The following is a 23,572-nucleotide window of genomic DNA, read 5'->3' as shown; positions in this document are numbered from 1 at the left end:
CCGCGGTCGTAAAACCGCCCCGCACCTGTGTCCATGGGTGGTGCGGGGCGGCCCGGGGCCTGTCCGGCTGTGATCGCCGGACAGGCCCGTGGTCCGTCAGGCCGCCGACGCGGCCCCGGCTGCCCCGATCCTGATCTGCACCTTCTGTGTCGTTCCGTTGACCGTCACAGCGAGCGTGATCGTGCCCGGTCGGAGCGCGGTGAGGGTGCCGGTGGACGGGTCGAGGACCGCCGTGTGGCGGTGGCGGGCGTCGTCCCGGTCGCCGATGTGGACGTTCGGGGATCCGGTCCAGTCCGCGGCCAGCGGGAAGCCGACCGGGACACTGCGGGTGCCCTGGGTGACGGTCGCCGTGACTCTCGTACGGCTTCCGGTGCCGAGGACCGGGGGTGCCTCGATTGCCAGGGCGTCGACATGCGCTCGGGTCTGTACGGAGACCCAGTCGGGGCCGCCCTGCCACGGCCGCTGCCGCGCTGCCGCCTGTTCACCGGACGTGATGTGGTCGGCGCCGACCAGCGACCAGCCGGTGAAGCCCCCTTCGTCCGCCGGTCCGGCCGGTGCCTTGCCGGAGTTGCCGTTGATCAGATACGGCACTCCGTCGACGTGCGAGGCGTGGAAGACCCCGACATGGCTGCCGATGAAGGCCGCGCCCTTGCCCGTCGTACGGCGGAAGTCGGCGAGCCACTGTTCGACGAGGGCCGCCTCCTTGCGGTCCGCGAGCTGGCTGCCCTTCTGTACGGTCGGGTCGCGCGGCGGCACGTGCTCGATCAGCATGACCGAGCCCACGGTCCGGTCCTTCGCCGCCGCGTCCAGCTGGGCGCGGAGCTGCTTGATCTGGGCGAAGCCCCCGCCGCGCAGGCTGAGGCTGGATGTGTCGAGCGTGACGAAGCGGGTGCCCTTGTGGTCGAACGTCCGCTGGGCGGGCCCGAATTCGGTGACGAAATTGTCGATTTTTCCGCCCATCACCTCGTGATTGCCCGGTACGTAGTACCAGGGCAGCGAGTCACCGAGTTCCTCGGTGAGGATCCGGTGGGCGAAGGCCAGGTCGGCGGGCGATCCCTCGTCGACGAGGTCGCCGTTGATCACGAGGAAGTCCGGGCCGACCGCCTTGATCTCGCGCAGGGTGCGCCGCGCCTGGGTGACGATTGCGCTGTCCGGGTCGCGGGCGACGAACTGGGCGTCCGACATCACCGCGAACCGCCAGTCCCTGCGCTCGGTCACGGCTGCCGGGTCGATCAACGGGTCGGCGGCAGCTGCCTGTTCGGGAAGGTCGACGGTCGGCGGCACCTGCGCGGTGAGCTCGTCGATGACGATCTCGCCCGTGTACTGCTTGGCGGCCGCGGTCTCCGCGAGGTAGAAGCGGGACACGGAGAGCGGCATGGCAGCTCCCGGCGGTACTGCGAAGGTGACTTGCCGCCAGCCGGTCCAGGTGACGTACGGTCCGCGCAACAGCTGGTCGGAGCCTGCGGCGTCCTTGAGGTGCAGGGTCGGCCAGGCGCCCTTGCCGTCTCCCTTGATCCACAGCTTGAACGACTGGGGCTGGCCGGGCACGGTGACCGGCTGGGGCGGGGTGGCGTAGGCGGCGCGGGTCGCGGTGGACTGGGTGAAGTCGTAGGTGAGCTTCAGTCCGGTGCCGGTGTGGCCGTCGGGCGTGCCGGCGAGGGAACCGCTCGCCCGGGCCTGGCTGAACTTCCAGGACCCTGCGTCGTCGAAGGAGGAGACTGCCTGCTCGGTGAGGCCGACGCTGACGGCGAGGACGGTGGTGGTACCGGCCACGGTTGCCTTGATCTGTCCGGCGCCGGTGCCGGTGCGTGAGGTGACGGTGAAGGAGCCCTGGCCGTCGTCGCGGATGTCGAAGAGTGCGTGGTCGTAGTCGAGGGTGATGTCGCGCGGTTCGACGGGGGCGCCGGTGCCGTGGGCGTCGAGTCCGACGATGCCGAACGTGCCGGTGGCCTCGGCGTCGGCGAGGCCCACCCGCTGGGTGGTCGGCTCGATCCGGGCGAGCTTGTCGAGGACGGTCAGGGACGTGCTGCCGCGCGCCCGTCCGTGCTCGGCACGTACGTCGGTGGTGCCGCTGCGGCGTGCGGTGAAGAGCCCGTTGCCGTCGACCGTACCGATGGTGCCTCGCACCGTACGCCAGCGAGGGTTGCCGTCGGCGGGGCCGTACGTCTCGTCGTATCCGGTCGCGGTGAGGCGTCGGGTGAGTCCGGGGAAGACGCGGTCGGGGCGGCCGCCCTTCACGGGGTCTACGCCCGGTGCGGAATCGGCGGGCGTATGGGGCTGGACCCAGAAGCCCTTGAGCCGGCCGCTGCCGTCGGGGGCGGTGAGGGCGAGGCCGTTGGGGACGGTGCGTTCGCTGCCGTCGGACGGGCTGTTCTCCACCCGGAGCGCGTCGCTGCCGGGCTCGCGCGCGACGAGGGTCGACGATCCGCCACCGTCCAGATTGAGTGCGCTGTACGAGCCGGCGCGCTGCATCATCAGACCGAGTTCGGTGAGGGTGACGCCGCCGCTGTCGGCCTGCCGCCCGTCGACGGTGAGGATCTGCATGGTCCGGCCGTCCTTGGAGAAGCCGACGGCGGTGCGGGGCGCTGCGGTGTTGTTGCCCTCGCCGTCGTGGTTCTCTGCGACTCCGTCGACGACGAGAAGTTCACGGCCGCCGACCGCGGTGCGCGGCACGGCTCCGCTGTCGGTGCGTGCCCGGTAGGTCAGGGACACCGGGTCGCCGGGCTGCAGGGCGTTAAGTGCGACGGCCCCGGCTTCACGGCCGACCAGGACGGTGGTGCCGTCGGGGACGGCTCCCGATCCGGGGGTGTCCGAGACGGAGACGACCTTGCCGTCCCGCACGACCGCTTCGGTGACCGGGGTCGCGTTGTCCACGGTCAGGGCACGGTCGGCGGCTCCCCAGGCTGAGGTGTACGCGCCGACTCCCCCGGCAGGCACATTGGCGGCGTTGTACGCGGCGAGCGGCTGCTGCCCGGCGGGCAGGGTGAGCGTCCCCTCGAAGTACAGGTTCAGGATGCGGCCGGCGCTGTCGGGGCCGATGCCGACGGCCCGGTTGATTCCCGGGGCGGGCGACTGGACGGTGATCCCGTCCTTGATGCCGATCCCTTGCGGTGCACCGGTCTGGTTGATGTCGAAGAAGTCGGCGTTGATCGCGGCGACGGTGCGGCGGCCGCGGCCCGCGTCGTGGCCGGCGGCGAGTTCGGAGACCGTGCGCCGGTCGGAGACCTTGCCGGAGGAGAGGTAGTCGGCGTGTACGCCGGTGCCGGTGAGGTCGACGGAGAGGGAGTCGACCCGCAGCCACTTGTCGGATTCGAGCCGGTCGTACGAGTCGATACGGACACCCGGGGCGATCGGGCGCGACGTACGAGCGGTCTCGATACCGTCGCCGTCCGCGACCGATCCGGATTCCCCTGCCACGTTGCTCGCGGGTGGCGGGGCGACCGGTCTGAGGATTTCGGCGGAGGTACGGGGACGGGGGTCGGGCGTCGAATCGGCCAGCGCGGGAGAGATCGCGCCGACCGTCATCGCGGAGACCGTCGCAAGCAGCACGAGCGGTCGCGCGACCGTCCCGTACCCTCGCGCCGCCCTCCCGCGCGGTCCGGTCGTCTTGCCGACTATGCCAAGGACCACAAATCCTCCTGGAATCCCGATGGTTGCGCGGCTCGGCCCGCGGGCAGAGAGCGCTGTCGGCGGACAGCATGGCCGCACGCACAGCCGCGCACCAGGGGGCATCGGGAACCTCAGGGGAAACAGGGCGCGTCGACTCGATGACGGCGTTGATCACCGGGGAAGGGGTGTCGTCCGTGGCGGCGTACGGTACCGGGACGCAGACTTGACGGCATGCCATCCCAGAAGCGCGCCACGCGCAGTGCGGGTCTCCTTCTGTTCCGCCGACCGGACGGGGCATCGTACGACAGCGCCGGTTTCGAGGTGCTCATCGGGCATATGGGCGGCCCGTTCTGGGCAGGCCGCGAGAGCGCGGCGTGGTCGATCCCCAAGGGTGAGTACGGCCCGGCCGAGGACCCCGCGGCCGCGGCCCGCCGTGAGTTCGAGGAGGAGTTCGGCCGTCCGGCGCCGGACGGTGAGTGGGTGGCGCTCGGTGAGGCCCGTCAGTCCGGCGGCAAGACCGTGACGGTGTGGGCGATGGAGGCGGATCTCGATGCTGCGGCGGCCGTTCCCGGGACGTTCACCATGGAGTGGCCGAGGGGGTCCGGTGTGCTGCGCGAGTTCCCGGAGATCGACCGGTTCGCCTGGTGCACGCCCCAGGAGGCCACGGTGCGGCTTGTCACGGGCCAGCGGATCTTCCTCGACCGGCTGCGGGAAAGCGTGGAGTACGGCCGGGTGACACACGCTCAGGACGGGCCCTGAGCGTGTGTTCCGCCGTCTGGGCGGTTGATCTCCGGGCTGTGCAGGTGGTGTTCAACCGCGTCCCGGCTCACACGGAGCCGTTCCCGACCGGACGGCCGCCGTGCAGCTCCAGCCGGTCGCCGGTGAAGCGGTTGCGGAAGCTGCGGTCGTGCGAGACGACAACGACGGCTCCCCGGTACTCCGCGAGCGCTGCCTCGACCTCCTCGACCAGACTGAGCGCGATGTGGTTCGTCGGCTCGTCCAGCACCAGCAGATCGGCCGGGCGGGTGACCAGGCGGGCCAGTGCGAGCCGTCGCTGCTGGCCGACGGAGAGGGCGGCGACCGGCACCGTCAGGTCCTCGGGACGGAACAGGCCCAGGGCGAGGAGGCTCTCGACGTGCTCGTCGGGGTGGCCGGACCGCCCCGCGGCGAAGGTCGCCAGCAGTGTGCGGCACGTCGGCCGGGCGGGAAGTTCCTGCGGGAGGTAGCCGATCCTGGCGCGGCGGCGCACCGTGCCCTCGTCGGGGGCGAGGTCCCCGGCCAGGACCCGCAACAGGGTGGACTTCCCCGCGCCGTTGGGGCCGGTGACCAGGAGACGCTGCCCCGGGTCCACGCGCAGTGCGGGCAGGCGGAGCCGGTCGCCGACGACGACGGAGTCGAGCGCGGCGAGGAATCCGGGGTCCGCATCGCCGTCGGCTGCGACGGCGATGTCGGCGCAGAATCGCAGGGGTCGGGGCGGGGCGGGTACGGGTTCCCTGCGCAGCCCGTCCAGCCGGCCCCTGGCGGCCCTGACCTGCCCGGACAACTTGGCCTCGTGCGAACGGCGGTGCTTGCCCCAGCCCTCGCCCGGGTCCTTTCCCGTCCCGGCGAGGCGCCGGCCGGCGGCGCTCACGAGTTCTTCGGTACGGGCCAACTCGTCCAGCCATTCCTGGTGGTCCTGTGCCCAGCGGCGGCGGGCGGCCGCCTTCGCGGTGCGGTAGTTGTCCCAGCCGTCCCCGTACCGCACGACACTGCTCAGGTCACGGTCGACCTCCAGGATGACGGTGGTGGTCCGCTCCAGGAAGGTCCGGTCGTGGGTGATGACGACGACGGTGCCGCGGTGGGCACGCAGGTGCTCCTCCAGCCAGGTGGTGGAGCGGAGGTCGAGGTGGTTGGTCGGCTCGTCGAGCAGCAGAAGTTCGGGGGCGGATGCCAGTACGCAGGCGAGCGCGAGCCTGGACTGTTCGCCACCGGACAGCGTGCCGAGGGGTCGTTCGCGCGCGAGGTGGGCGAGTCCCAGGCCGTGCAGGGCCGTGTCGACCCGGGTGTCGGCCTGGTATCCGCCGCGTTCCTCGTACGCCGTCAGCAGATCGCCGTACGCGGCGAGACGGGATTCGTCCGGAGTCCGGGCGGCGGTGAGCGCCTCTTCGGCGGTACGGATGTCCCGCTCCAGCTCGCGCAGTTCGGCCAGGGCCGTGTCGACGGCGTCCTGGACGGTGCGGTCGGGGGCGAGAGGGAGCGTCTGGGAGAGGTAGCCGGTGCCGCCGGGGAAGCGGACGGTGATCTCGCCGCTGTCCGGTGCCTCTTCTTCGGCCAACAGCCGGAGAAGAGTGGATTTCCCGGAGCCGTTCTCGCCGATCACTCCGACTCTGTCGCCGGGGCGGACGGTGAACGACACCTGATCGAGGACGGTTCGGTCCCCGTAACTCTTGGAGACGTCCTTCATGGTCAGCTGGGCGCGGGCGTGCTTGGGCGTCATGGGTGCTTTCCCTGAGGTGACATGCCTCGGCGGCGCATGAAGGTGCGCTGCGGGGCGGGGCTGCCGGACGGGCGGAGGGGACTGCGGCACGCGGGGGTGGCCCCTGGGGTCACCCGGCGACGCTCAGCGTCACGCGGCGGCGTCCGTGCCCGGAATCAGCGAAAGAAGTAGTACGAACCCATGGCATTCAGTGTAACCAAGGCCGTTGGAGCCGCCCACGAGTTTTTCGGGCAACTCCGGCCGAGGGCTCGGCCCAGGAGAAGCGGCGGCCTGCGGCGGCAGCCCGCCGGGCGAGGTCAGTGCTGCGGGTTCGCGCCCTGGGCCGCTTCGATGCTGCTGTGCAGATCGCTCGTCGCGTCGAGCGCGGCGGCGCCGGAGACGACCAGGCAGGCCAGCAGCGCCGCAACGGCCGCCCGGCCGACGCGGGGTCGCGGGGCGCTCCGGCCGAGGAGTGCGGCGACGCGGCGCGGTACGGGCCCTGCCGCTGCGGCGAGCGCCACTCGTGGGCGAGGCTGAGCGGCGCCTTCGGCGGCGCGTGCGGCGAGGGCGGCTCGGCCGATGGCCCGGGCGGCGACCCTTCGGTCGCCGACGGCGGAGGCGGCAGCCTCGTCGGCGCAGCGCTCCAGGGCGTAGCCCATGGGCGCGCGCAGGGAGCGCAGCGCGGGGTGGCAGAGCGCCGCCATTTCGGCGGCGGCGATGAAGAGGTGATGGTGGCCCGCGAGATGGGCGCGTTCGTGTGCCAGCAGGGCGTCGCGTTCGGCGGGGTCCAGGGCGCGCAGCATCCCCGTGGTGACGACGATCCGGCCGGGAGTGCCGGGCCGTCCGGGCAGCGCGTATGCGTCGGGGCGGCTGTCTCGCAGAACGGCCAGCTCGCCACCGGTGTACTCGGACGGCTGCGCGGACCGGTGCAGCTCCGCCCAGTGGCGGCGGGCGGTGCGGGTGACGGCGGCGGCGCAGCCCGCAAGCAGTGCCAGTGCGGCAGCCGCGAGGGGCACGGCGACGGCGGGAGCTGCGTCGGAGAGCGGCCTGACGAGTTCACCGAAGGTGGAGACGGCGGAGAACCGGGTCGCACCGGGCACCACCAGCAGGGCCAGGGCGAGCAGGCTGCACAGGGCGAGGCCGATGCCCGTCGAGGCAAGCAGCCGTACGGCCCGCACCGGCGACAGGGCGTCTGCCAGGCGACGGGCTGCGGGTACCGCGACGAAGGGCATCAGCAGCGGAACCCACACGGCATAGATCATCGGGCTTCTCCGTCGAGCAGGTCCCGGAGCAGCTGCTCGTCCTCGTCGGTGAGCTGTGACACGAATCGGGCCAGCACCGTGCTGCGGTCCTCCTCCTTCTGCAGTTCGCTGTGCATCCGGCGAGCGGTCAGCCCGGGCGCGTCCTCGGTGGGGGTGTAGGCGAATCCGCGGCCTGCGCGGGTTCGGGTGACCGCACCCTTTTCGTAGAGACGCGACAGGATCGTCGTGACGGTGGTACGGGCGAGAGCCGCCCCGATCGCACCCTGCACCTGGCCTGGAGTGAGCGGGGTCTCGGCCGCCCACAGGGCCGCCAGGATCGTGGACTCCAGCTCGCCGGACGGGCGCCGCTCCGATGCGGTGTGGTGCGGTGACGGGCGCTCCGGCCGGTCTTCCGTTGCCGGCCCGGGGGCCGGTTCGCCGTACGAGCGGGGGTCGGGTTCTTCGCTCGATATCCCCTTCACCTGGGACATGGGAACTCTCCTCCGCCTTCGGGCGTCTACAGTGACGTAGACCGTCTACATCACTGTAGTCAGTCCGGGCGTTCCGCAGGGCCGCCCGCTCACCATTATGGGAGACCTTCCACCGTGTCCGTATTCTCACTGGCGGCTGCGCCACAAGCGGTGAACCTGCTCGACGCGGGTTCGCTGCTCGGAGCGTTCGGTGCGCTCGGCATCGCCGTCGTGCTCTTCGCCGAGACAGGACTGCTCGTCGGCTTCTTTCTGCCCGGCGATTCCCTCCTGTTCACGGCGGGACTGCTCTGCGTGTCGGGCACCCACGGCCCGGTCCAGCTGTCGTTGCCACAGGTGCTGATCGCCGGCCTGGCCGGCGCGCTGCTCGGTGCGCAGGCGGGCTACTGGATCGGTCGCCGCGGTGGCCGTGCCCTGCTCGCCCGCAGCCGCGCCAAACGGCTGCACGAGGGCGCCGCCCGCGCCGAGGAGCTGCTCGGCAGATACGGCCATGCGCGGGCGATCGTGCTGGCCCGCTTCGTACCCGTCGTACGCACGGTGCTCAACCCGCTGGCCGGGGCGCTCAATGTCCCTGCCGGACTCTTCACACTGTGGCAGGTCGTCGGCGGGGCGGTCTGGACCGTCGGCCTGGTCCTCGCGGGATACGCACTGGGGTCCTCGGTGCCCAACGTCGACCGTTATCTGCTGCCGATCGTCGCTGTTGTGGTCGTGGTCTCCCTCATCCCGCTCGCCGCCGAACTGCTCCGCTCCCGTGGCCGGCGCACCGCCGAAGGAGACAACAGCTGATGCCTCTCGCCTCCACCGCCACCTCGATCGACGGCGGCCTGTACACCTGGATCACCGAGTTGGCCCAGCGCTCCCCAGCTGCTCTGGATTCCACCATCCGCGTCTGGTCGGACTACGGACTGGCACTGTTCGCCCTGCTGATGCTCGCGTCCTGGTGGCGTTCCCGCTCCGCGGGCCCCGCCCGTACCGCCATGGCGCTCTGCGCCCCGCTCGTCGTGGTGGCCGCGTACATCGTCAACGATCTGGTGAAGTCGGCCTTCCATGAGCAACGGCCGTGCCAGACCCTGCATGTCGTGACGGTGGAGGCATGTCCCGCACTCGGCGACTGGTCCTTCCCCAGCAACCACGCCGCCGTCGCGGCGGCCGCGGCGATGGCGATCTGGCTGACCGACCGCCGGCTCGGGGCGCTTGCGGTGCCTGCCGCTCTGCTGATGGCGGCATCCCGGGTGTGGATCGGCGTGCACTATCCGCACGATGTGCTGATGGGGCTGGTCACCGGCGCGCTGGTCGCCTGGCCGCTGACGGTCGCGGCGCGGCGCTGCGCCCCGGCGGTCGTCCGGCTGCGCGAAAGCCCGCTGCGCCCCCTGGTGGCGACACGGTGACCGAAGACGCTTCGGCGGTCGCGCGCGCCCGGTCCGTACCCGTCGCGTTACCGCTCCGTGCACCACTGGGAGCCGTTCTCGTCGGGCTGCTCGGACTCCTCGGGCTGACGGCTCTCGTCCTGGCCACCCGGCACGGCTCCCCGCCCGCCCTGGACCGGGCCGCCCACGACTGGTCACTGCGGCACCGGCCGTCGGGCCTCGTGGCGACCGCCCGGGCCGTTACGGCCACCGGTACCGGAGTCTTCCCGTACGGGACAGCGGTGATCGCCGGGCTGATCGGCGGCCGTGACACCCGCCGACGGCTGGGGTACGCGGCAGGCGCCCTGGCCTTCCTGCTGCTTGCGCAGGGCGTCCGCTACGGCCTCATGGAGCTGATCGCCCGGCCACGCCCGCCGCTGGGCGACTGGGCCACGCACGCCTCGGGCTTCGCCTTCCCTTCGGGGCACGCGACGACGTCCGCGCTGATGGCCGGCCTGCTGATCACGGCCATCGGTCTCCGGAGGCGCGGTGAGACCGGGCCGCGTCCCCTCCGAACCGTCGTCGCCGTCCTGGTGGTCTGCTGGGCCGCAGCCGTCGGTGTGAGCCGGGTTCTGCTCGGCGTTCACTGGGCGACGGATGTACTCGCCGGATGGCTGTTCGCCACGGTCTGGATCGGGTTCGGGACCGCGCTGATACGGAAGGCACTGCCGCTCCCGCAGTGACCGGTCCGTTCAGGCCCCACCCCCATCGAGGTTCCGTGCGATGCCACTCATCTCTCCCGCACGTGCCACCCGTTTCATCCGTCCACCGGTTGTGCCGCGTCTGCTCTCGCTCCTCCAGCGACGGCTGACCTGGGTGATGGTGGCCGCGTACACGGCGGCCACGCTGCTGCCGCAGGCCGGACCGGCCCTGCGGCAGCTTCACCTCGCCGCAGTGCCCGTCCCCGGCGGCGCCGCCCGTACCCAGCTCACCCTGCCGTCGCTCCTGCTCGGCTATCTACTCTTCACCGCGGCGTTACGGGTGCCTGCCGGGGGGGCTGCCTCGGCTCGTCCGCCGACCACTGCCGCTGCTGCTGGGAACGGCCGCCCGACTGCGCCGCCGCCCGCCGCGACGATTGCGGGGAGCTCGTAGCGCATCGAGTAGAAGACACCGCTGAGGTTGGTGGCGACGACCCGGTTCCAGTCCTCGATCGCGTATTCACCGGTGGGGTTGCTGGGACCGCCGATGCCCGCGTTGTCGTCTCCACTGACACCGGCCGCTCTACCGGCCGCTGAAGGTCTCAGCGGCCCGGCGAGCACCGTGACCGGTCGCCACGGGCCGGTGGCGGCTGCCTGCCGGTGCCCGCCGCAGGGCGAGGGCGGCGATGTCGTCGCGTCGCACACCTCCGGAGAAGGACTCCAGGTCGGCGTGGAGCGCGTCCAGCACCTCGCGCGGCCCGAGCCCTGCCCAGTGGCCCAGCCGGGCGTCCAGCGGATAGAAGGCGCACGATGCGTCGCGGGCCTCGGTGACCCCGTCGGTGAAGGCCAGAAGCGTCGCGCCGGGTGGGAAGTCCAGCCATTCCGCGACCCGTCCCTCCGTGCTGAGCTCCGCCATGCCCAAGGGAACGGATGTGCGCCGCAGCGGAACCGGGCAGGCCACCCCGTCGTGCAGCAGCCGGGGCGGCAGATGGCCGCAGTTCACGGCCTGCACCCGGTCCTTCCCGTCGAAGCCGAGCACCAGAGCGGTGACGAAGCGTTCGATCTCTCCGGTCTGGGGGGAGAACGCGTTGTGCCGGGCGACGGCGTCCTCCAGCGCATCGACCACTCCGGTCAGAGCGGGCTCGCGAATGGCCGCTTCCCGGAACGCTCCGAGCACGGCAAAGCCTGCCCCGATCGCGGCGAGCCCCTTGCCCTGGACATCCCCGATGATCACCCGGGTTCCGTAGGGCGACTGCACGACCTCGTAGATGTCACCGCCGACCAGGCGGTCCTCCTCGATCGGCGTATAGATGCCGTGGGCGAAGATCTGCTCGGTCAGGATGGGCAGCGGGCGCAGAATCTGCCGCTGGAGCGCAACGGCGGCGGAGCGCAGTCTGGCTATCTCGGCGGCATGACGGAGCCGCAGCGCGCAGGAGCCGACACCCAGGAAGCAGGCCAGCACGGTGACGGCGACGTTGCTGGTGATGTCCCAGAACGTCCCTCCGGTCACCAGCCGGGAGCAGACGACGACGGTCATGATCCAGGTGGCCACACCGACGGTCTGCCGGATCGTTCCGAAGACCGAGACGAGTGCGGGCACGACCACGAGGAGCGGTATGAGGCGCAGCTCGTCGCCGGTCCGGATGTCGAGGACGGCAACCAGGGCGGTCAGCAGTGCCAGCCCGCCGAACAGAGCCCCGTTCCCGATCCGGGGGGCGAAAACGGCTTCCTCCCCCGCGTCCATACCAGGGAGCGTCGCTCCACGCGTCGCCGCTCGGTGCTGGAGCCCGATCGTCACGGCCCATTCCTCCCGGGATCTGCCGGCCCTGCGCCGGCGTTCACTCCCAGTCCATCCGGTTCACAGGTGGCAGCACACGAGGCTTACGACCTCTTGGAGCGCGCCGAAGGTCCCGGAACTGGAAATGGCAGTGACCTTCGGCCCGGAAGCCCCGGGACGAAGGTCACTGTGTTGCGGTTCAGCGCACGGCTGCCGCACGGGCTTCGCCGTCGCGGCGGACGCCGCCGGTTCCCGGCAGGCGCGTCGGCGGGTGTTCCGGTACGAGCGCCGAGAGGAAGGACGTCCGGAGGCGGAGCACGAATCCCAGCGATTCGTAGAGGCGGACGGCATCGGTGTTGGAGGCGGAGGCGTGCAGGAACGGTGTTTCGCCGCGCTGCCTGATCTCGTGGGCGACGGCGAGGACGAGCCCGCTGCCGAGCCCCTGCCCGCGCACGCACTCGTCCGTGCAGACGCCGCTGATCTCGCTCCAGCCGGGTAGGTGGAGGCGTTCGCCCGCCATCGCGACGAGCGCTCCTTCGCGCCGGACGCCGAGGTAGGTGCCGAGCTCGAGCGTGCGGGGCAGGAACGGCCCCGGGCGGGTGCGGGCGACCAGGTCGAGCATCTCGGGCACATCGGCGGGTCCGAGCCGTACGGCCTGCGGAAACGGGGCCGCCGCGACCCCGGCGTCGACGAGCTGGACACCCTCGGCGTGAAAGGTGATCTCCCAGTCGTCCGGCGGCGGTTCGCGGAAGGCGGTGATGGTGACGGCGCCACCGGGTCCGGCGAGCGTTGCGGCGTCGGACCAGTCCTCGGCCTGCGGCGCGTCCGGGATCGCGACCCAGGGGGCCACGTCCGCCGGGTAGCGCAGGATGCGGCCACGGTGCTCGGCGAAGTGGGCGTGCGGGCCGGTCAGCGCGGCGCGGACCGGGTTGTCCAGCGGATGCGTCTCACCGGCAGTGGCATGCGGTGCGCTCACGCGATCGCCTCGATCACGATCTTCCCGCGCGCATGTCCGCTCTCGACGGCGCGCAGCGCTTCTCCCGCCTCGGCGAGCGGGAAGGTCCCGGTCACATGCGTCCGCAGGGCTCCGGTGACGACGAGGTTCGCCACCTCGTCGAGGACCGCCGCGGTGCGGGCCCGTGCGACGGCCGCCCCGCCGAGCTCCACCGCCAGTGGCTTGCCTCCGGCGCTGATCAGCGTGGCCGGGTCCGTGAGAAGCGGGGCCACGGCCCTCAGGGTGTCGCCGCCGACCAGGTCGAAGACCGCGTCGATGCCGTCGGGTGCCGCTGCCCGGACCCGGTCTGCGAGACCGGCGCCGGATTCGACATGCACAGCGCCGAGCGACTCGATGAAGTCCTTCTTGGTCGCGCTCGCGGTACCGATGACATGGACACCGGCGTGGCGGGCGAGCTGTACCGCGGCCGTTCCGACACCGCCTCCGGCCCCGGTGATCAGCAGGGTCGAACCGGGGGCGAGTCCCAGCTGGCGGACGCCGTCGTACGCGGTGGCCACCGCGACCGACAGCACGGCCGCGTCGGTGAACGACAGCTCGGCCGGCTTGTGCGCGGTCACGGCGACGGGCAGCAGCGTGTACTCGGCGTACCCGCCGGTCACCGGATTGCCGAAGACCTCGTCCCCGACCGCGAATCCTTCGACATCCGGGCCCACGCCCTCGACGACTCCGGCGGCCTCGCTGCCGAAGACGGTGGGAAACGGCTGAGGCTCACTGCCGGGCCTGGTGTACCCCGTACGCAGCTTCCAGTCGACCGGGTTGACTCCAGCCGCCCGGACGGCGACGAGCAGCTCGCCGGGGCCCGGCACCGGCACGTCCTGCTCGATGAGGGCCTCCACCTCCGGCCCGCCGTTGCGGGTGAACACGTACGCCTTGGGCATGGGCTCCCTCTCTCCTGGTCATGGCAGCGACGGTTCACGGCACCGACGGCCGGGCCGGTCCCCGGTCGCTACAGCAGCAGGAAGGTCCTTTTCCGTGCAGGTATTCCCGGGCCGGTGGAGTGTTCATCGGGCCGCAATGATTCAGCGGACGCCGCCCGTGACCGGGTCCACGACCTTGTTCACGAGGAGTTCGAGAAGCCTCCGGTCGTCGCCCGCGGTGCCGCGTTCGGCGGGTGTGTCCGGGTTGACGTCGAGCAGAACGTGGGTGACGCCCAGCTCGCCGAGTTCTGCCAGATCGGCCCGGATCCGGTCGATCGTGCCGTGCCCGGCGGGGCGTTCACTGCCGAGGAGTGCGTCGGTGACGCGGATCTGCAACCGCGGCACGAGCGTGGGAGCGGGGCGCCGGACCCGTTCGGCCTCCTCGGTGATCACCGGCAGCCCGGCCCGGATCGCATCGAGCGGCAGCCGGTACGGGTGCCAGCCCTCACCGAGCCGGGCGGCGCGGCGCTGGGCGGCTGCCGAGTTGCCACCGACCCAGACGGGCAGACAGGGGGCGGATGCGGGCGCGGGCGCGGTCCGTACCCCTTGGTACGAGACGTGCTCGCCCCGGAACGTCGTGGGGTCCTCGGTCCATGCGGCACGGATGGCGGCCAGGTATTCATCGGTGATCCGTCCCCGCTCGGCGAAGGGCACGCCCAGCGCCTCGTACTCGGCCCTGGACCAGCCGATCCCCGCGCCGAGGATGAACCCGTCGGCGTTCAGGTTGTCGATATTGGCTGCGAGCCGGGCCGTCTGCAGAGGGTGCCGGTACGGAATCACGGTGACGGTCGTACCGAGCACCAGACCTGGCACCCGCCCGGCGATGTGCGCGGCAAGTACGAACTGGTCGTAGAACGGGGCGGGATACGTCTCGTGCACGTCGGGGGTGACCGCGATGTGATCGGAGATCATCGCGAAGGAGTACCCCAACTCACGGGCATCCACAGCCTGTTGAAGGAGGCTTGCCGGAGTGGCGCCGACACCGAAATTGAGTATGTTCACACCGAATTTCACGATCGGAGCCTAACAACCGGACGTGGGCGCCGACGCGGGGAAGGTGGGCACAGCCGTGCGACGTGTCCGTGAGGCGATGCTGCGGCTGGTCCATCCGGTCGAGGCCCGGATCAGTCCCGACGGGCGCGCGGTCGCCGTGGCCGCAGCCGGCCCGGAGACGTCGGACTGGTCCTGGCCCCGGTCCCGGTCCCGGCCGGACCGCAGGGCCCGGGGGCGGATGCGCAGCCCCTTGCGCTCCTCGCACCGCCGGAGCCGTCCGCACCCCGCATGATCGACGCGCTGCCCGAGGTCGCGGGCAGCAGCGACAAGGATCTGACCGGCCGGCAGCCGCGCCGGTAGAGTGTGCCGCTGACCTGCGCGTACCACCGGGAGCGAACAGGAACGGCGTCCGAGCCACCCGTCACCGTCGACCTGCCCGCGCCCCCGCGTCCACCGGATGCACAGCAGTCCGCCGCCGCCGGCGTGCGGACAGCGTTGGCCGGAAATCTCAACCGCCGTCTGTTGGCCCATGGTTGGAACCTGCGCGAACTCTCGGCGGCGACCGGTGTCAGCGAGGGGCTGCTGTCCCGGATCGAACGCGCCGAAGCCAAGCAGACGGTCGATGTGCTCGTGCGCATCGCCGACGCGCTGGACACGAATTGCACGGATCTGCTCCGTCAGCCGCTGCTGCAGCCGGAGATCGTCCGCGCCGCCTCGCTGGACGAACCCGAGGACGAGACACCGGTCGACCTGCTGTACTCAGGCCACGAGCAGGGCCGCATCGAGATCTACCGTACCCGTCTGCATCCGCACGCCCAGAGCCAAGTCAGTTCGCACGGTGCGGATTCGGTGGAGTACGTGTTGGTGATGTCGGGCCAGGTGACACTGGTCGTGAACGAGGTCCCGCATCTCCTGGGGGCGGGGAACACGGCCCGGTTCGCGGGGCTCAGCAGCCACTACTGCACCACCGAGGATTCCCCCGCCGTCACGCACACCATCGTGGGCTACCCGCGCGACTGAGCAGTCCGGGCATCGTCCGCAGTCGGGGCACCGTCGATTTCGACTCAACTACCGCCGGATATGAGCCGGTCGGCCCCGATGAGCCGTCGGCTGTGGCAACCTGGAGGCGACCGCCCCACCGGGCTCCCCCGTACCGGTGGGGCGGTTCTGGTGTCCGGTGCGCCTCGCCGGCACAGAGATGACGAGGGATCACGACGATACCCCGCCATTGATGCCGTGTGATCTGATCGACTTCCACTTTTCCGCATGGGAGCCTCCTCCGGGGGCAGACGCATACACCTCACCTACGACCAGGGGAGCGTGACGAGATGACGGCGCACACTGCGCGGACTGCCGGTGCGGAGCGAGCGGAGAGTGCGCGGTCGACGCAGACGGGGGAGGCTGCCGGGGACATCGGCGACCTGCCGTGGATCGAGGACGCGGGGAAGATCGCTCCGCCGGATGCGCGTGAACTGTCCAGGCTGTTCTTCGACCGGCTCCGGGTCCTGGAGGAGGGAACCCCCGCCCATCAGTACGCGCGCAACACCCTCATCGAGATGAACCTCTCCCTTGTCCGGTTCGCCGCAGGACGGTTCCGCAACCGGGGCGGCGGCGACATGGAGGACATCGTCCAGGTGGGCACCATCGGGCTGATCAAGGCCATCGACCGGTTCGATCTCTCCCGCGAGGTCGAGTTCACCTCCTTCGCGGTCCCTTACATCACCGGCGAGATAAAACGGTTCTTCCGTGACACCAGCTGGGCGGTGCATGTCCCGCGCCGACTACAGGAGTTGCGGGTCGACATCGCCAGGACCAAGGAGTCCCTGGCCACGCAGCTCGACCGCGACCCCACCCTTCCGGAGCTGGCCGAACAGCTGGGGCTCAGCGAGGGCGAGGTCACCGAGGGCATCGTGGCGGCCAACGGGTACACGGCGGGTTCGCTGGACATGCCGGCCGATCCGGCGGACGCGGGCCGGCGAAACGCACCGGGGCGCACCTTCGCCGATGTCCTGGGCGGACCCGATCCCGCCATGGAGACGGTCGAGAATCTGCATACGCTCGCGCCGCTGCTCGGCGATCTCGACGATCGTGAACGTCGCATCATCGGCATGCGTTTCGGCCAGGAGATGACCCAGTCCCAGATCGGCACGGAGCTCGGCATCTCGCAGATGCATGTGTCGCGGCTGATAAGCAGAATTCTGCGGAAGCTGCGCAGCGGAATGCTCGTCGAGGAGTGATCTGAGCGGACGCGGTCTCCGGCTGATGCATCAGCCGGAGTCTCCATCGCCCGTCTGCCCCGCGATCGCGCTCGTGCATTGCGGCCGAATGAAATCGGGCGCCCGCATCGGGCCACTCGGTGACCCGCTTGCAGCGGTCCCGTACGGCTGCGCAACAGGTTCGTCACGCAGGTCGGAGCCGATACGGAGACATGGCGGGCAGCGCCGTGACCAGTGGCTGAACCACATACGCCACGCCGTGCAGCCGTACGGAAGAGCGGTTGACGCCTTTCGGAGCCGCTGCCACGCTCACGCCACGCCCGCGAGTCCGGTTCTCGTCTCGCGGCGCCACGTCGATCCGGGTCGCCTCGCGTCCGCGGCGTGTCGCCGGGGCCCCTGCTGCGTCCGATCGAGCACGGCGCGGATGTCGTCGTCCGACGGCTCTACGGGCCCGGCGGGGCCGGAGCGGATTGCTCCGGCCCCCTGGGCGGGCCGTCCGGCGGGACTCAGTCACCGTCCTACTCCGGGGTGCGGCCCGCGTAGTAGGTGGCGATCATGTCCTCGCCGCCGTGCCCTGCCGCCTCGGCGCGCGCGAAACGGTCGGCCGACGCGGCGACCAGGTCCAGCCGCACCCCCGACTTCTCCGCCGCGTCCAGGATGAGGTGTGTGTCCTTGAGTGCTGTGGACAGGGCGAAGCTCGGGGTGAGGTCACCGGAGAGGACGGCGGCGGACTTGCCCTGGAGGTAGGCGGAGTCCAGCGGGCCGCCCTTCATGACGTCCAGGAACGTCTGCGGAGCGATCCCCAGTCCTTCGGCCAGGTTGAGGCATTCCGCGATGCTGTTGACCATGGTGATCACCCAGGTGTTGACCACGAGCTTCAGCCGCGAGGCCGCCCCGGGAGTCTCTGCGACCCAGACCGTTCGCTGCCCGATCGCGTCCAGCACCGGGTTCACCGACGCCCGGGCGGTGGAGGGACCGGACACGAAGACCGTCAACGTGCCCTGTTCCGCAGGCTGTTTGGTACCGGAGACCGGTGCGTCGAGATAGACCAGACCCGCGTCCATCGCGCGCCGGGCGAGATCGGCGGTGGCGTCGAGCCCGACGGTCGAGCTCTGGAGGAGCACCTGTCCGGCGCGCAGCGCCGGCGACGCGGCGGTGAGTGCGGCGGCGACGGCGGGGCCGTCGTTGAGCATGGTGAGGATGACATCGGCACCGCGTACGGCTTCCTCCGCCGTCGCGGTGACCGTGGCTCCGTCGGCGGCGAGCGGTGCCGCCTTGGCCTGCGTACGGTTCCAGGCACGGACGTCGAGTCCGGCCCGGAGCAGACTCCGGGCCATGCCTGATCCCATGATTCCGGTGCCGAGGACGGCGACCGTCGACCGCTGCGGGGTTGCGTCGGCAGCGCTTGAGGTCATGAGAGGACTCCCTTCATCGGCCGCGCCCCGGTCGGCTCGCGGCGCGGTGGGTTCTCAGCATTGCCGCAGCGCACCTTCGAGGACGGCAGCGTGCACGGCCCTGGCGAGTCGTGCACCCCAGCGGGAGCGGGGTCCTGCGAAGGGTTCACCGGGGGTGGGTCCCGGGGAGGGGGCGGCGATGCAGACGGCGTCGGTGGGGGTGCCGGAGCAGTCGAGTCCCGCATCCAGGAGTGCCTGGACCTTGGCCTCGGTCGCAGTGGCGACCGCGTTGACGAGTGCGGCGTCGGAGAGGGCCACCGGCAGGGTGACGACGATATTGACCGTGCCCGGCCGCGGCGGCCCCTCGGTGCCCTCGGCCGGGGCGGCGGCCCAGCCGCGTACGCCGAGTCCGCAGGTGGCGGTCGCCGTCACCCCCTCGTCGTCCGCGACTGTGTACGCCGTGACATCGGCGGCCGTCATCAGTCCGGCACCGGGTCCGCCGAGGTGTTCCGCAGCGGCGATCTCGGCGAGGTGACGGTCGGGGTCCAGGCGCGGATAGCCGCCGGGTACCTGTGCGTTGAGGATCCAGGAGCGCGGGCCAATACCACCGCCGAGCACGGCACTGCTGCACACCCGCCACCCCGGCCCGAGCCGCCATACCAGATGGTGAATGTCCAGGCCGTCCTCGTGCCGGGTCAGCAGTTCACCGCGCTGTTCGGGGAGCCGGATGCGTACGGAACGGATGAGGCACCCCCGGTGGCGCGGCAGGACGACGGTGGGCAGTCGGCCCGTCGATCATATGCGCCGGGTCGGGCCGGTACACCCTCACCTCGACCGCGGCGTTTGCGCACCGGGGTCAGGAGTGGGCCGACCGCATCACCGCGAACCGGTCCGTCGCCTACCGCATCCACCTCGACACCGGCCGTGGCCGCTGGTACCTCACCGCCTCCTGGCAACGCCCCGTCGTGAAGACCCTCCCGCTGGAGACCGCTCGCGCCCGGGGCGTGATCGGCGTCGACACCAACGCCGACCACTTCGCCTCTGGCTGCGCCCATGACCCACCGAACAGCCCTTAGGCGCGTGCGGTCAGCTCAGTCGGGCATCGGCATACACGGTCATCGCATCGCGCTGGTAGACGGCGAGACCGTCGGCGATCTTGTCGAAGTTGGCCCGCATCTGCGGGTCGTCGACATAGGTCTGGCCCACTCCCTTGTACGCGGCCGCGGTCGGGGTCCAGAACCGGCAGATGCCCTGGTAGTTGGCGTCCACCTCGGCCTGTACCGCCGGGTCGGATACCGGCGTGCCAGCCACCATGAACTCCGCCATACGGATCATCTGCGCCGTCACCTCACGCTGCCAGCGCTCCGTGTCCTCGGAGGTCATCGCCTCGACGGCCTGCCGGGACTGCTCCCACGCCTGCGGCCACCGCTCCCGTACCTCGGCCTCGGCCTCGGAGGGGGGCTGGAACCCCTCGAACAGGTTCTCCGGCTTGTTGATTTTCGTCATATGGCCCTTGTCCTTACCTTCTTCCAGTTCGGCGATGGTGCGGCCGACCGTACGGGCCAGCGTCTCCAGCCGGTCCCGTTCCGCGAGCAGCCGTTGGTGGTGCTCACGGAGCACGGCCACCTGGTCGAGCTGGCTGTCCAGGACCGCCTGGATCTCGCGCAGCCCCAGGTCCAGCTCCCGCATCAGCAGGATCTGCTGCAACCGCAGCAGATCGGCCTCCTCGTAGTAGCGGTGCCCGTTGCTCCCGATCCATGCGGGCGGCAGCAGGCCGATCTCGTCGTAATGCCGCAGCGTCCGCGATGTCACCTTGGACATCCGCGCCACCTCCGCGATCGACCAGGCCATTGCCGGTGCCTCCCTCGCCGGGCCGGTCTCTCCGGCCACACACATGACCGTAGAAGTTGCCGCAACGGAAAGCGCAAGCCCAAAGCCCTGTTGGACAGGCACCAGGGCCTGACCCGTCGGACAGGCCCTAGTCACCCTCATCCATCTGCGGCACGGGCTGCCGCACGTGGTCCTGGCCGAGTTCTTCAACGTGGACCGCTCCACTGTCTCCGCCGCGGTCCGCCAGGTCCGTCCCCTGCTCGCGGCCCGGGGTTTCGCCGTCCCCGACCGTCCCGGCCTGCGGCTGAAGACGTTGGAGGACGTCTTTGCCTATGCCGAGGCCGAGGAGGTCGAGCTGCGGTTGGACGGGGCGGAGACTCAGGTCCGCCGCCCGCAGGCGGGGCGGCCCGGCCGGCGGGCGTTCGTCTCGGGCAAGCGCAGACAGAACACGATCAAGACGACGACGTTCAGTGACGGCCAGGGCCGCATGCTGTTGTCTGGTGTCGTCCGGCCGGGCCGCATGCATGATCAGACGGCGGTCCGCAGCGAGGGCATCGCCGAGCAGTTCCGCCACCGTCCCGGCGTGAAAGCCGAGGTCGACTCCGGGTATCAAGGGCTGGCCAAGGAGTTTCCCCGCCAAGTGAGCGCCCCGCCGAAGAGTCCGAAGGACAACGCCTGCGACGGCGACAAGTACGCCTGGCGCGAAGCGCGGCGCCGCCAGTCCTCGGCCCGGATCTGCGTCGAGCACACCAACGCCGAACTGCGGCAGTGGGCTCCTCTCCGGCGGTTCACCGGACGCCGTGAAACGCATGCCGAGACCCACATCGCAATCGCCTGCCTGGTCTCCGACCGAGCCGCCAAGCGACCCAGCCGCCCCCGGACAAACACCGAACTGGTCCTCGCCCGCACCATCGCCTGCTGATCAACCACCAGCCGAACACAAGGCCAGCACACCCCGAATTCAATTCCTCCCGAGGTCGTTAGGGCTCGCAGAGAATCAACATGCGGGTTTGATCTCTTTCGGGGGTTCGGTCCCGTATTTTTCGAGGTAGGCGGTCACGTCTGTGGGGGTGCGGAACCGCGCTGTCGAGGCGGGGATGCGGTGGCCGTGCTGTTTCAGAAGCGGGCGGACCTCGCCGACGGCGTCGGTGATCGTGCTCCGGTTCACAGCGAAAAGCTGGCCGAGAAGGTCTTGAGTACCGAGTCTGCGCAGGTAAAGCACGGTGGCCAGGATCCGGTCGGCCGAGGTGAGCTTGCACTTGGCGCCCGCGCCGGGGGCTCGGCGGCGTTCGCCTCCGCGTTGTTCGCACCGGGAATGCTCGCGAAGTTCCGCCAGCGCTGGAGTCAACTCGCCGATCAAGGCGTTCAGTTGTTGGTGAGTCATGCCGGTCAGTTCCGGGTCGCGGAGTGAGGCGGAGTTGATCCGGCCTGGCTTGTCGGTCGTGTGCATGGCGTGTGTTTCGGTGGTCTTGGTTCCAGTGCGGGCGGGGTGGGGGTGTGCGGGGTGAAGGGTGTAGTTCCAGTCGCCGTGGAAGCGGTGCCGGCTCATCGGCAGCGCGTCAATCTCGGCGTCGGTGACCTTCACGCCGGTGGGGTAGAGGCTGGTGTCGAGTTCGGCGCGAACGGCCAGTCCGGTGCGGGTGGTGGTCGCCGCGATGCTGTTCACGATGACTTCGTGGCTGGTCAGGGGCCTGCCGCGCCAGTTCATGGAGATGTGGGAGAACAGTCGGTGTTCCACCTTGTTCCATTTCGAAGTCCCCGGAGGAAGGTGGCAGACGGTGATTTCCAGGCCGGTCTCGGCGGCCAGGACGGCGAGTTCGGCCTTCCAGGCGCGGGTGCGGTAGCCGTTGGAGCCGCCCGCGTCGGCGGTGATCAGCAGCCGGGTGGCCGTGGGGTAACTGTCCCGCCCCTGGGCGTGCCACCAGCGGTGGATGGAGGCGACCGCGAACGCGGCGGTGTCGTGGTCAGTGCCGACGCTGACCCAGCCGGTGTTCGCGATGGTGTCGTAGATCCCGTACGGGATCGCCTTGCCCGGCCCCTGCCGGTCAAGGAAATCATGCGTCTTGACCTTGACCGGTTCACCCTGGGGCTGCCACTCGCGTCCGGCGTTCCTGTACTGCCCCACCAGTTCCTTCTTCTTGGTATCCACGCTGATCACCGCGTCTCCCGCGTCCCGGTGGGCGCGGGCCTGCTCGTTGATGTAGCGGAACTGGGCGTCGCGGTCCGGATGCTGGGCACCCTCGACGGTCTTGGCGTTGGCCTGCAGACTGAAGCCCTCCTCGCGCAGCAGGTCACCGACCGTGTCCGCGCAGACGCGGTGCCCCTGGCGGGTGAGCTCGGCAGCGAGGTTACGCGTCGACTTCGTCGTCCAGCGCAGCGGCGACATCGGGTCCCCGCGCATGTCCGGCTCGACCAGCTCAAGCAGCGCGGTCCGCAGGCCCGCGTCCAGGTCAGCGGCTTTCTTCCGCCCGCCGCCAGGACGGCGCACCCGGCCCAGCGACGCCTCGCCCGCCTCCAACTCGTCCACACCTTTGCGTACCGTCGCCTCGCTGACACCGGCCGCCCGCGCGACGGCCCGGATCCCACCGTGCCCGAGGATCCGGGCCTCGGCGCCCATCAGCAGCCGACGCTGCCGCTCGTCCAGATGCGGGAACAACACCGCGAACTTCGCGGCGAGTTGCTCACGAGTCGACTCGGATACGCTCATACCACATCAACGAGCCGAATCACGGGAAGCAACACCTTGATTCTCTGCGAGCCCTTAGTACTGCAACCGCATCTGGAGAATGTGGCCTCGGCGTTTGTAGTGGGAGCGGCGGGCTCGTGCCTGGCTGCGTCGTCGGAAGCGTGACCAGTGCAGATAGTGCTCGTTGCTGTGGCAGTGGCGCGTGACGACGACGTGGCCCATCAACCGGCGGATGGCCAGCACGTGCGCGACCCGACGTTCCTCCAGCCACACTCGCAGGTGCTTGACCTGCCCGTATGCCTCGTCAGCGGTGACCCACGCGAACGGGACACCCGCGTCGATGGCGCGTTGCAGCATCCACTTGAAGTGCTCGTTCTTGGTCGCGAAGGGAACTCCGTCATCGATCCCGGCCGCGCGGCAGCGCTCACGGTTATCCGTCCAGGAGACAGGGATGTAGAGCTCGCGGTCGATCAACGCCCGCCCCCTGGAGGAGGCGTAGGCCAGGAATGTTCCGATCTGGCTGTTCTCCGTGCGGCCGGCCGTGCCGGTGTACTGACGCTGGACGCCGGCGGACTTGGTGCCCTTCTTCAGGAAGCCGGTGTCGTCGCCGATCAGCACCGCATCCTTGGCACCGATGGTCTCCACGACGAAGTCCCGCACATCGTCGCGGACCGCGTTCTCGTCCCAGCCGGAGTGGTTGAGCAGCCGCTGGACGCCGTCGGGGCGCAACTGCCCGACCTGCTCCGACAGCGTCCACCCGTTCTTTTTCTCAAGCGGCGCGAGCAACCCGTTCAGGTAGTCCGACGCCCGCTCGCGGGGCTCCGACCTGCCGAAACGATGGGCGAACCGGGCATGGAACCCGGCTATCCCCTCGGACCACGACTCGACCTGCTCAACCGTCAACGAT

21 protein-coding genes and 3 pseudogenes are annotated in these 23,572 nt (G+C 70.6%); 10 read left to right on the top strand and 14 right to left on the bottom strand.

The window, feature by feature from the left end:
• Positions 1-96: 96 nt before the first annotated feature.
• On the bottom strand, positions 97-3,525 hold the full coding sequence (locus OG953_RS39255; protein ID WP_405692327.1) for a phosphodiester glycosidase family protein: 3,429 nt from the start codon (positions 3,523-3,525) through the stop codon (positions 97-99).
• Positions 3,526-3,840: 315 nt separating this feature from the next.
• Between OG953_RS39255 and OG953_RS39250 the strand changes: the two genes are divergently transcribed.
• Complete coding sequence (locus OG953_RS39250) at positions 3,841-4,368, top strand: NUDIX domain-containing protein (RefSeq protein WP_405690486.1); 528 nt, start codon at positions 3,841-3,843, stop codon at positions 4,366-4,368.
• Between the two features lie 67 nt (positions 4,369-4,435).
• Here OG953_RS39250 and abc-f read toward each other — a convergent pair whose 3' ends face one another.
• The 3 genes from abc-f to OG953_RS39235 all read right to left on the bottom strand — a co-directional run bounded on the left by abc-f (position 4,436) and on the right by OG953_RS39235 (position 7,655).
• Complete coding sequence (gene abc-f, locus OG953_RS39245; RefSeq protein WP_405690484.1) at positions 4,436-6,085, bottom strand: ribosomal protection-like ABC-F family protein; 1,650 nt, start codon at positions 6,083-6,085, stop codon at positions 4,436-4,438.
• Between the two features lie 296 nt (positions 6,086-6,381).
• Positions 6,382-7,326: a M56 family metallopeptidase gene (locus tag OG953_RS39240; protein WP_405690483.1), complete on the bottom strand. Its 945-nt coding sequence runs from the start codon at positions 7,324-7,326 to the stop codon at positions 6,382-6,384.
• Positions 7,323-7,655, bottom strand: a complete 333-nt coding sequence (locus OG953_RS39235) for a BlaI/MecI/CopY family transcriptional regulator (protein WP_405692326.1) — start codon at positions 7,653-7,655, stop codon at positions 7,323-7,325. Before OG953_RS39235 ends, OG953_RS39240 begins: the two co-directional genes overlap by 4 nt.
• Before the next feature lie 255 nt (positions 7,656-7,910).
• On the opposite strand from OG953_RS39235, the gene OG953_RS39230 reads away from it, so the two are divergent.
• The 4 genes from OG953_RS39230 to OG953_RS39215 are packed head-to-tail and all read left to right on the top strand — an operon-like array spanning position 7,911 to position 10,291.
• Complete coding sequence (locus OG953_RS39230) at positions 7,911-8,579, top strand: DedA family protein (RefSeq protein ID WP_405690481.1); 669 nt, start codon at positions 7,911-7,913, stop codon at positions 8,577-8,579.
• A complete protein-coding gene (locus OG953_RS39225; protein ID WP_405690479.1) occupies positions 8,579-9,181 on the top strand; it encodes a phosphatase PAP2 family protein in 603 nt (200 codons plus the stop codon). The genes OG953_RS39230 and OG953_RS39225 overlap by 1 nt, the downstream gene beginning before the upstream one ends.
• Positions 9,178-9,882: a phosphatase PAP2 family protein gene (locus tag OG953_RS39220; protein ID WP_405690477.1), complete on the top strand. Its 705-nt coding sequence runs from the start codon at positions 9,178-9,180 to the stop codon at positions 9,880-9,882. The genes OG953_RS39225 and OG953_RS39220 overlap by 4 nt, the downstream gene beginning before the upstream one ends.
• Positions 9,883-9,922: 40 nt before the next feature.
• Positions 9,923-10,291 (top strand): hypothetical protein, encoded by a 369-nt coding sequence (locus tag OG953_RS39215; RefSeq protein WP_405692496.1) that lies wholly within the window; start codon positions 9,923-9,925, stop codon positions 10,289-10,291.
• Here the strand turns inward: OG953_RS39215 and OG953_RS39210 are convergent.
• From OG953_RS39210 to OG953_RS39190, 5 genes and pseudogenes are all read right to left on the bottom strand, one after another.
• Positions 10,186-10,398: pseudogene (locus OG953_RS39210) on the bottom strand (short-chain dehydrogenase); the annotation flags it as partial. The gene OG953_RS39215 and the pseudogene OG953_RS39210 overlap by 106 nt on opposite strands.
• A 22-nt stretch (positions 10,399-10,420) precedes the next feature.
• Positions 10,421-11,635, bottom strand: a complete 1,215-nt coding sequence (locus OG953_RS39205) for a PP2C family protein-serine/threonine phosphatase (RefSeq protein ID WP_405690475.1) — start codon at positions 11,633-11,635, stop codon at positions 10,421-10,423.
• Between the two features lie 178 nt (positions 11,636-11,813).
• A complete protein-coding gene (locus OG953_RS39200; RefSeq protein ID WP_405690473.1) occupies positions 11,814-12,590 on the bottom strand; it encodes a GNAT family N-acetyltransferase in 777 nt (258 codons plus the stop codon).
• Positions 12,587-13,507: an NADP-dependent oxidoreductase gene (locus OG953_RS39195; RefSeq protein WP_405690471.1), complete on the bottom strand. Its 921-nt coding sequence runs from the start codon at positions 13,505-13,507 to the stop codon at positions 12,587-12,589. The genes OG953_RS39200 and OG953_RS39195 overlap by 4 nt, the downstream gene beginning before the upstream one ends.
• A gap of 141 nt (positions 13,508-13,648) precedes the next feature.
• Positions 13,649-14,560, bottom strand: a complete 912-nt coding sequence (locus tag OG953_RS39190) for a TIGR03619 family F420-dependent LLM class oxidoreductase (protein ID WP_405690469.1) — start codon at positions 14,558-14,560, stop codon at positions 13,649-13,651.
• A gap of 55 nt (positions 14,561-14,615) precedes the next feature.
• Between OG953_RS39190 and OG953_RS39185 the strand changes: the two genes are divergently transcribed.
• From OG953_RS39185 to OG953_RS39175, 3 genes are all read left to right on the top strand, one after another.
• Positions 14,616-14,831, top strand: coding sequence for a hypothetical protein (locus tag OG953_RS39185; RefSeq protein WP_405690466.1), 216 nt, complete (start codon positions 14,616-14,618; stop codon positions 14,829-14,831).
• Between the two features lie 140 nt (positions 14,832-14,971).
• A complete protein-coding gene (locus OG953_RS39180) occupies positions 14,972-15,559 on the top strand; it encodes a helix-turn-helix domain-containing protein (RefSeq protein ID WP_405692324.1) in 588 nt (195 codons plus the stop codon).
• 308 nt (positions 15,560-15,867) lie between these two features.
• The gene (locus tag OG953_RS39175) at positions 15,868-16,776 is read left to right on the top strand and encodes an RNA polymerase sigma factor SigF (RefSeq protein WP_405690463.1); all 909 of its coding nucleotides are present in this window, start codon (positions 15,868-15,870) and stop codon (positions 16,774-16,776) included.
• Positions 16,777-17,273: 497 nt separating this feature from the next.
• On the opposite strand, the gene OG953_RS39170 is transcribed toward OG953_RS39175, so the two are convergent.
• Together OG953_RS39170 and OG953_RS39165 are read right to left on the bottom strand one after the other, a co-directional pair.
• Positions 17,274-18,170 (bottom strand): NAD(P)-dependent oxidoreductase, encoded by an 897-nt coding sequence (locus tag OG953_RS39170; protein ID WP_405690461.1) that lies wholly within the window; start codon positions 18,168-18,170, stop codon positions 17,274-17,276.
• Between the two features lie 54 nt (positions 18,171-18,224).
• Positions 18,225-18,827, bottom strand: coding sequence for an adenosylcobinamide amidohydrolase (locus OG953_RS39165; RefSeq protein ID WP_405692321.1), 603 nt, complete (start codon positions 18,825-18,827; stop codon positions 18,225-18,227).
• Between the two features lie 125 nt (positions 18,828-18,952).
• On the opposite strand from OG953_RS39165, the pseudogene OG953_RS39160 reads away from it, so the two are divergent.
• A pseudogene (locus OG953_RS39160) lies at positions 18,953-19,192 on the top strand (IS200/IS605 family accessory protein TnpB-related protein); the annotation flags it as partial.
• 43 nt (positions 19,193-19,235) lie between these two features.
• Here OG953_RS39160 and OG953_RS39155 read toward each other — a convergent pair.
• Positions 19,236-20,000 carry a MerR family transcriptional regulator gene (locus OG953_RS39155; RefSeq protein ID WP_405692320.1) on the bottom strand — a complete coding sequence of 255 codons (765 nt, stop codon included), beginning with the start codon at positions 19,998-20,000 and terminating at the stop codon, positions 19,236-19,238.
• A gap of 166 nt (positions 20,001-20,166) precedes the next feature.
• Between OG953_RS39155 and OG953_RS39150 the strand changes: the two genes are divergently transcribed.
• The gene (locus OG953_RS39150) at positions 20,167-20,901 is read left to right on the top strand and encodes a transposase family protein (RefSeq protein ID WP_405690460.1); all 735 of its coding nucleotides are present in this window, start codon (positions 20,167-20,169) and stop codon (positions 20,899-20,901) included.
• A 75-nt stretch (positions 20,902-20,976) separates the two neighbouring features.
• Here the strand turns inward: OG953_RS39150 and OG953_RS39145 are convergent, their stop codons facing one another.
• Complete coding sequence (locus OG953_RS39145; protein WP_405682394.1) at positions 20,977-22,686, bottom strand: ISAzo13 family transposase; 1,710 nt, start codon at positions 22,684-22,686, stop codon at positions 20,977-20,979.
• Between the two features lie 207 nt (positions 22,687-22,893).
• Positions 22,894-23,568 (bottom strand): annotated as a pseudogene (locus OG953_RS39140) (IS701 family transposase); the annotation flags it as partial.
• Between the last annotated feature and the right edge of the window lie 4 nt (positions 23,569-23,572).

Origin of the sequence: Streptomyces sp. NBC_00057 (genome assembly GCF_045041165.1) — a bacterium.
GTDB lineage: Bacteria > Actinomycetota > Actinomycetes > Streptomycetales > Streptomycetaceae > Streptomyces.
The sequence above is the reverse complement of the archived record's forward strand: the minus strand, read 5'-3'. Positions and strand labels throughout refer to the sequence as shown.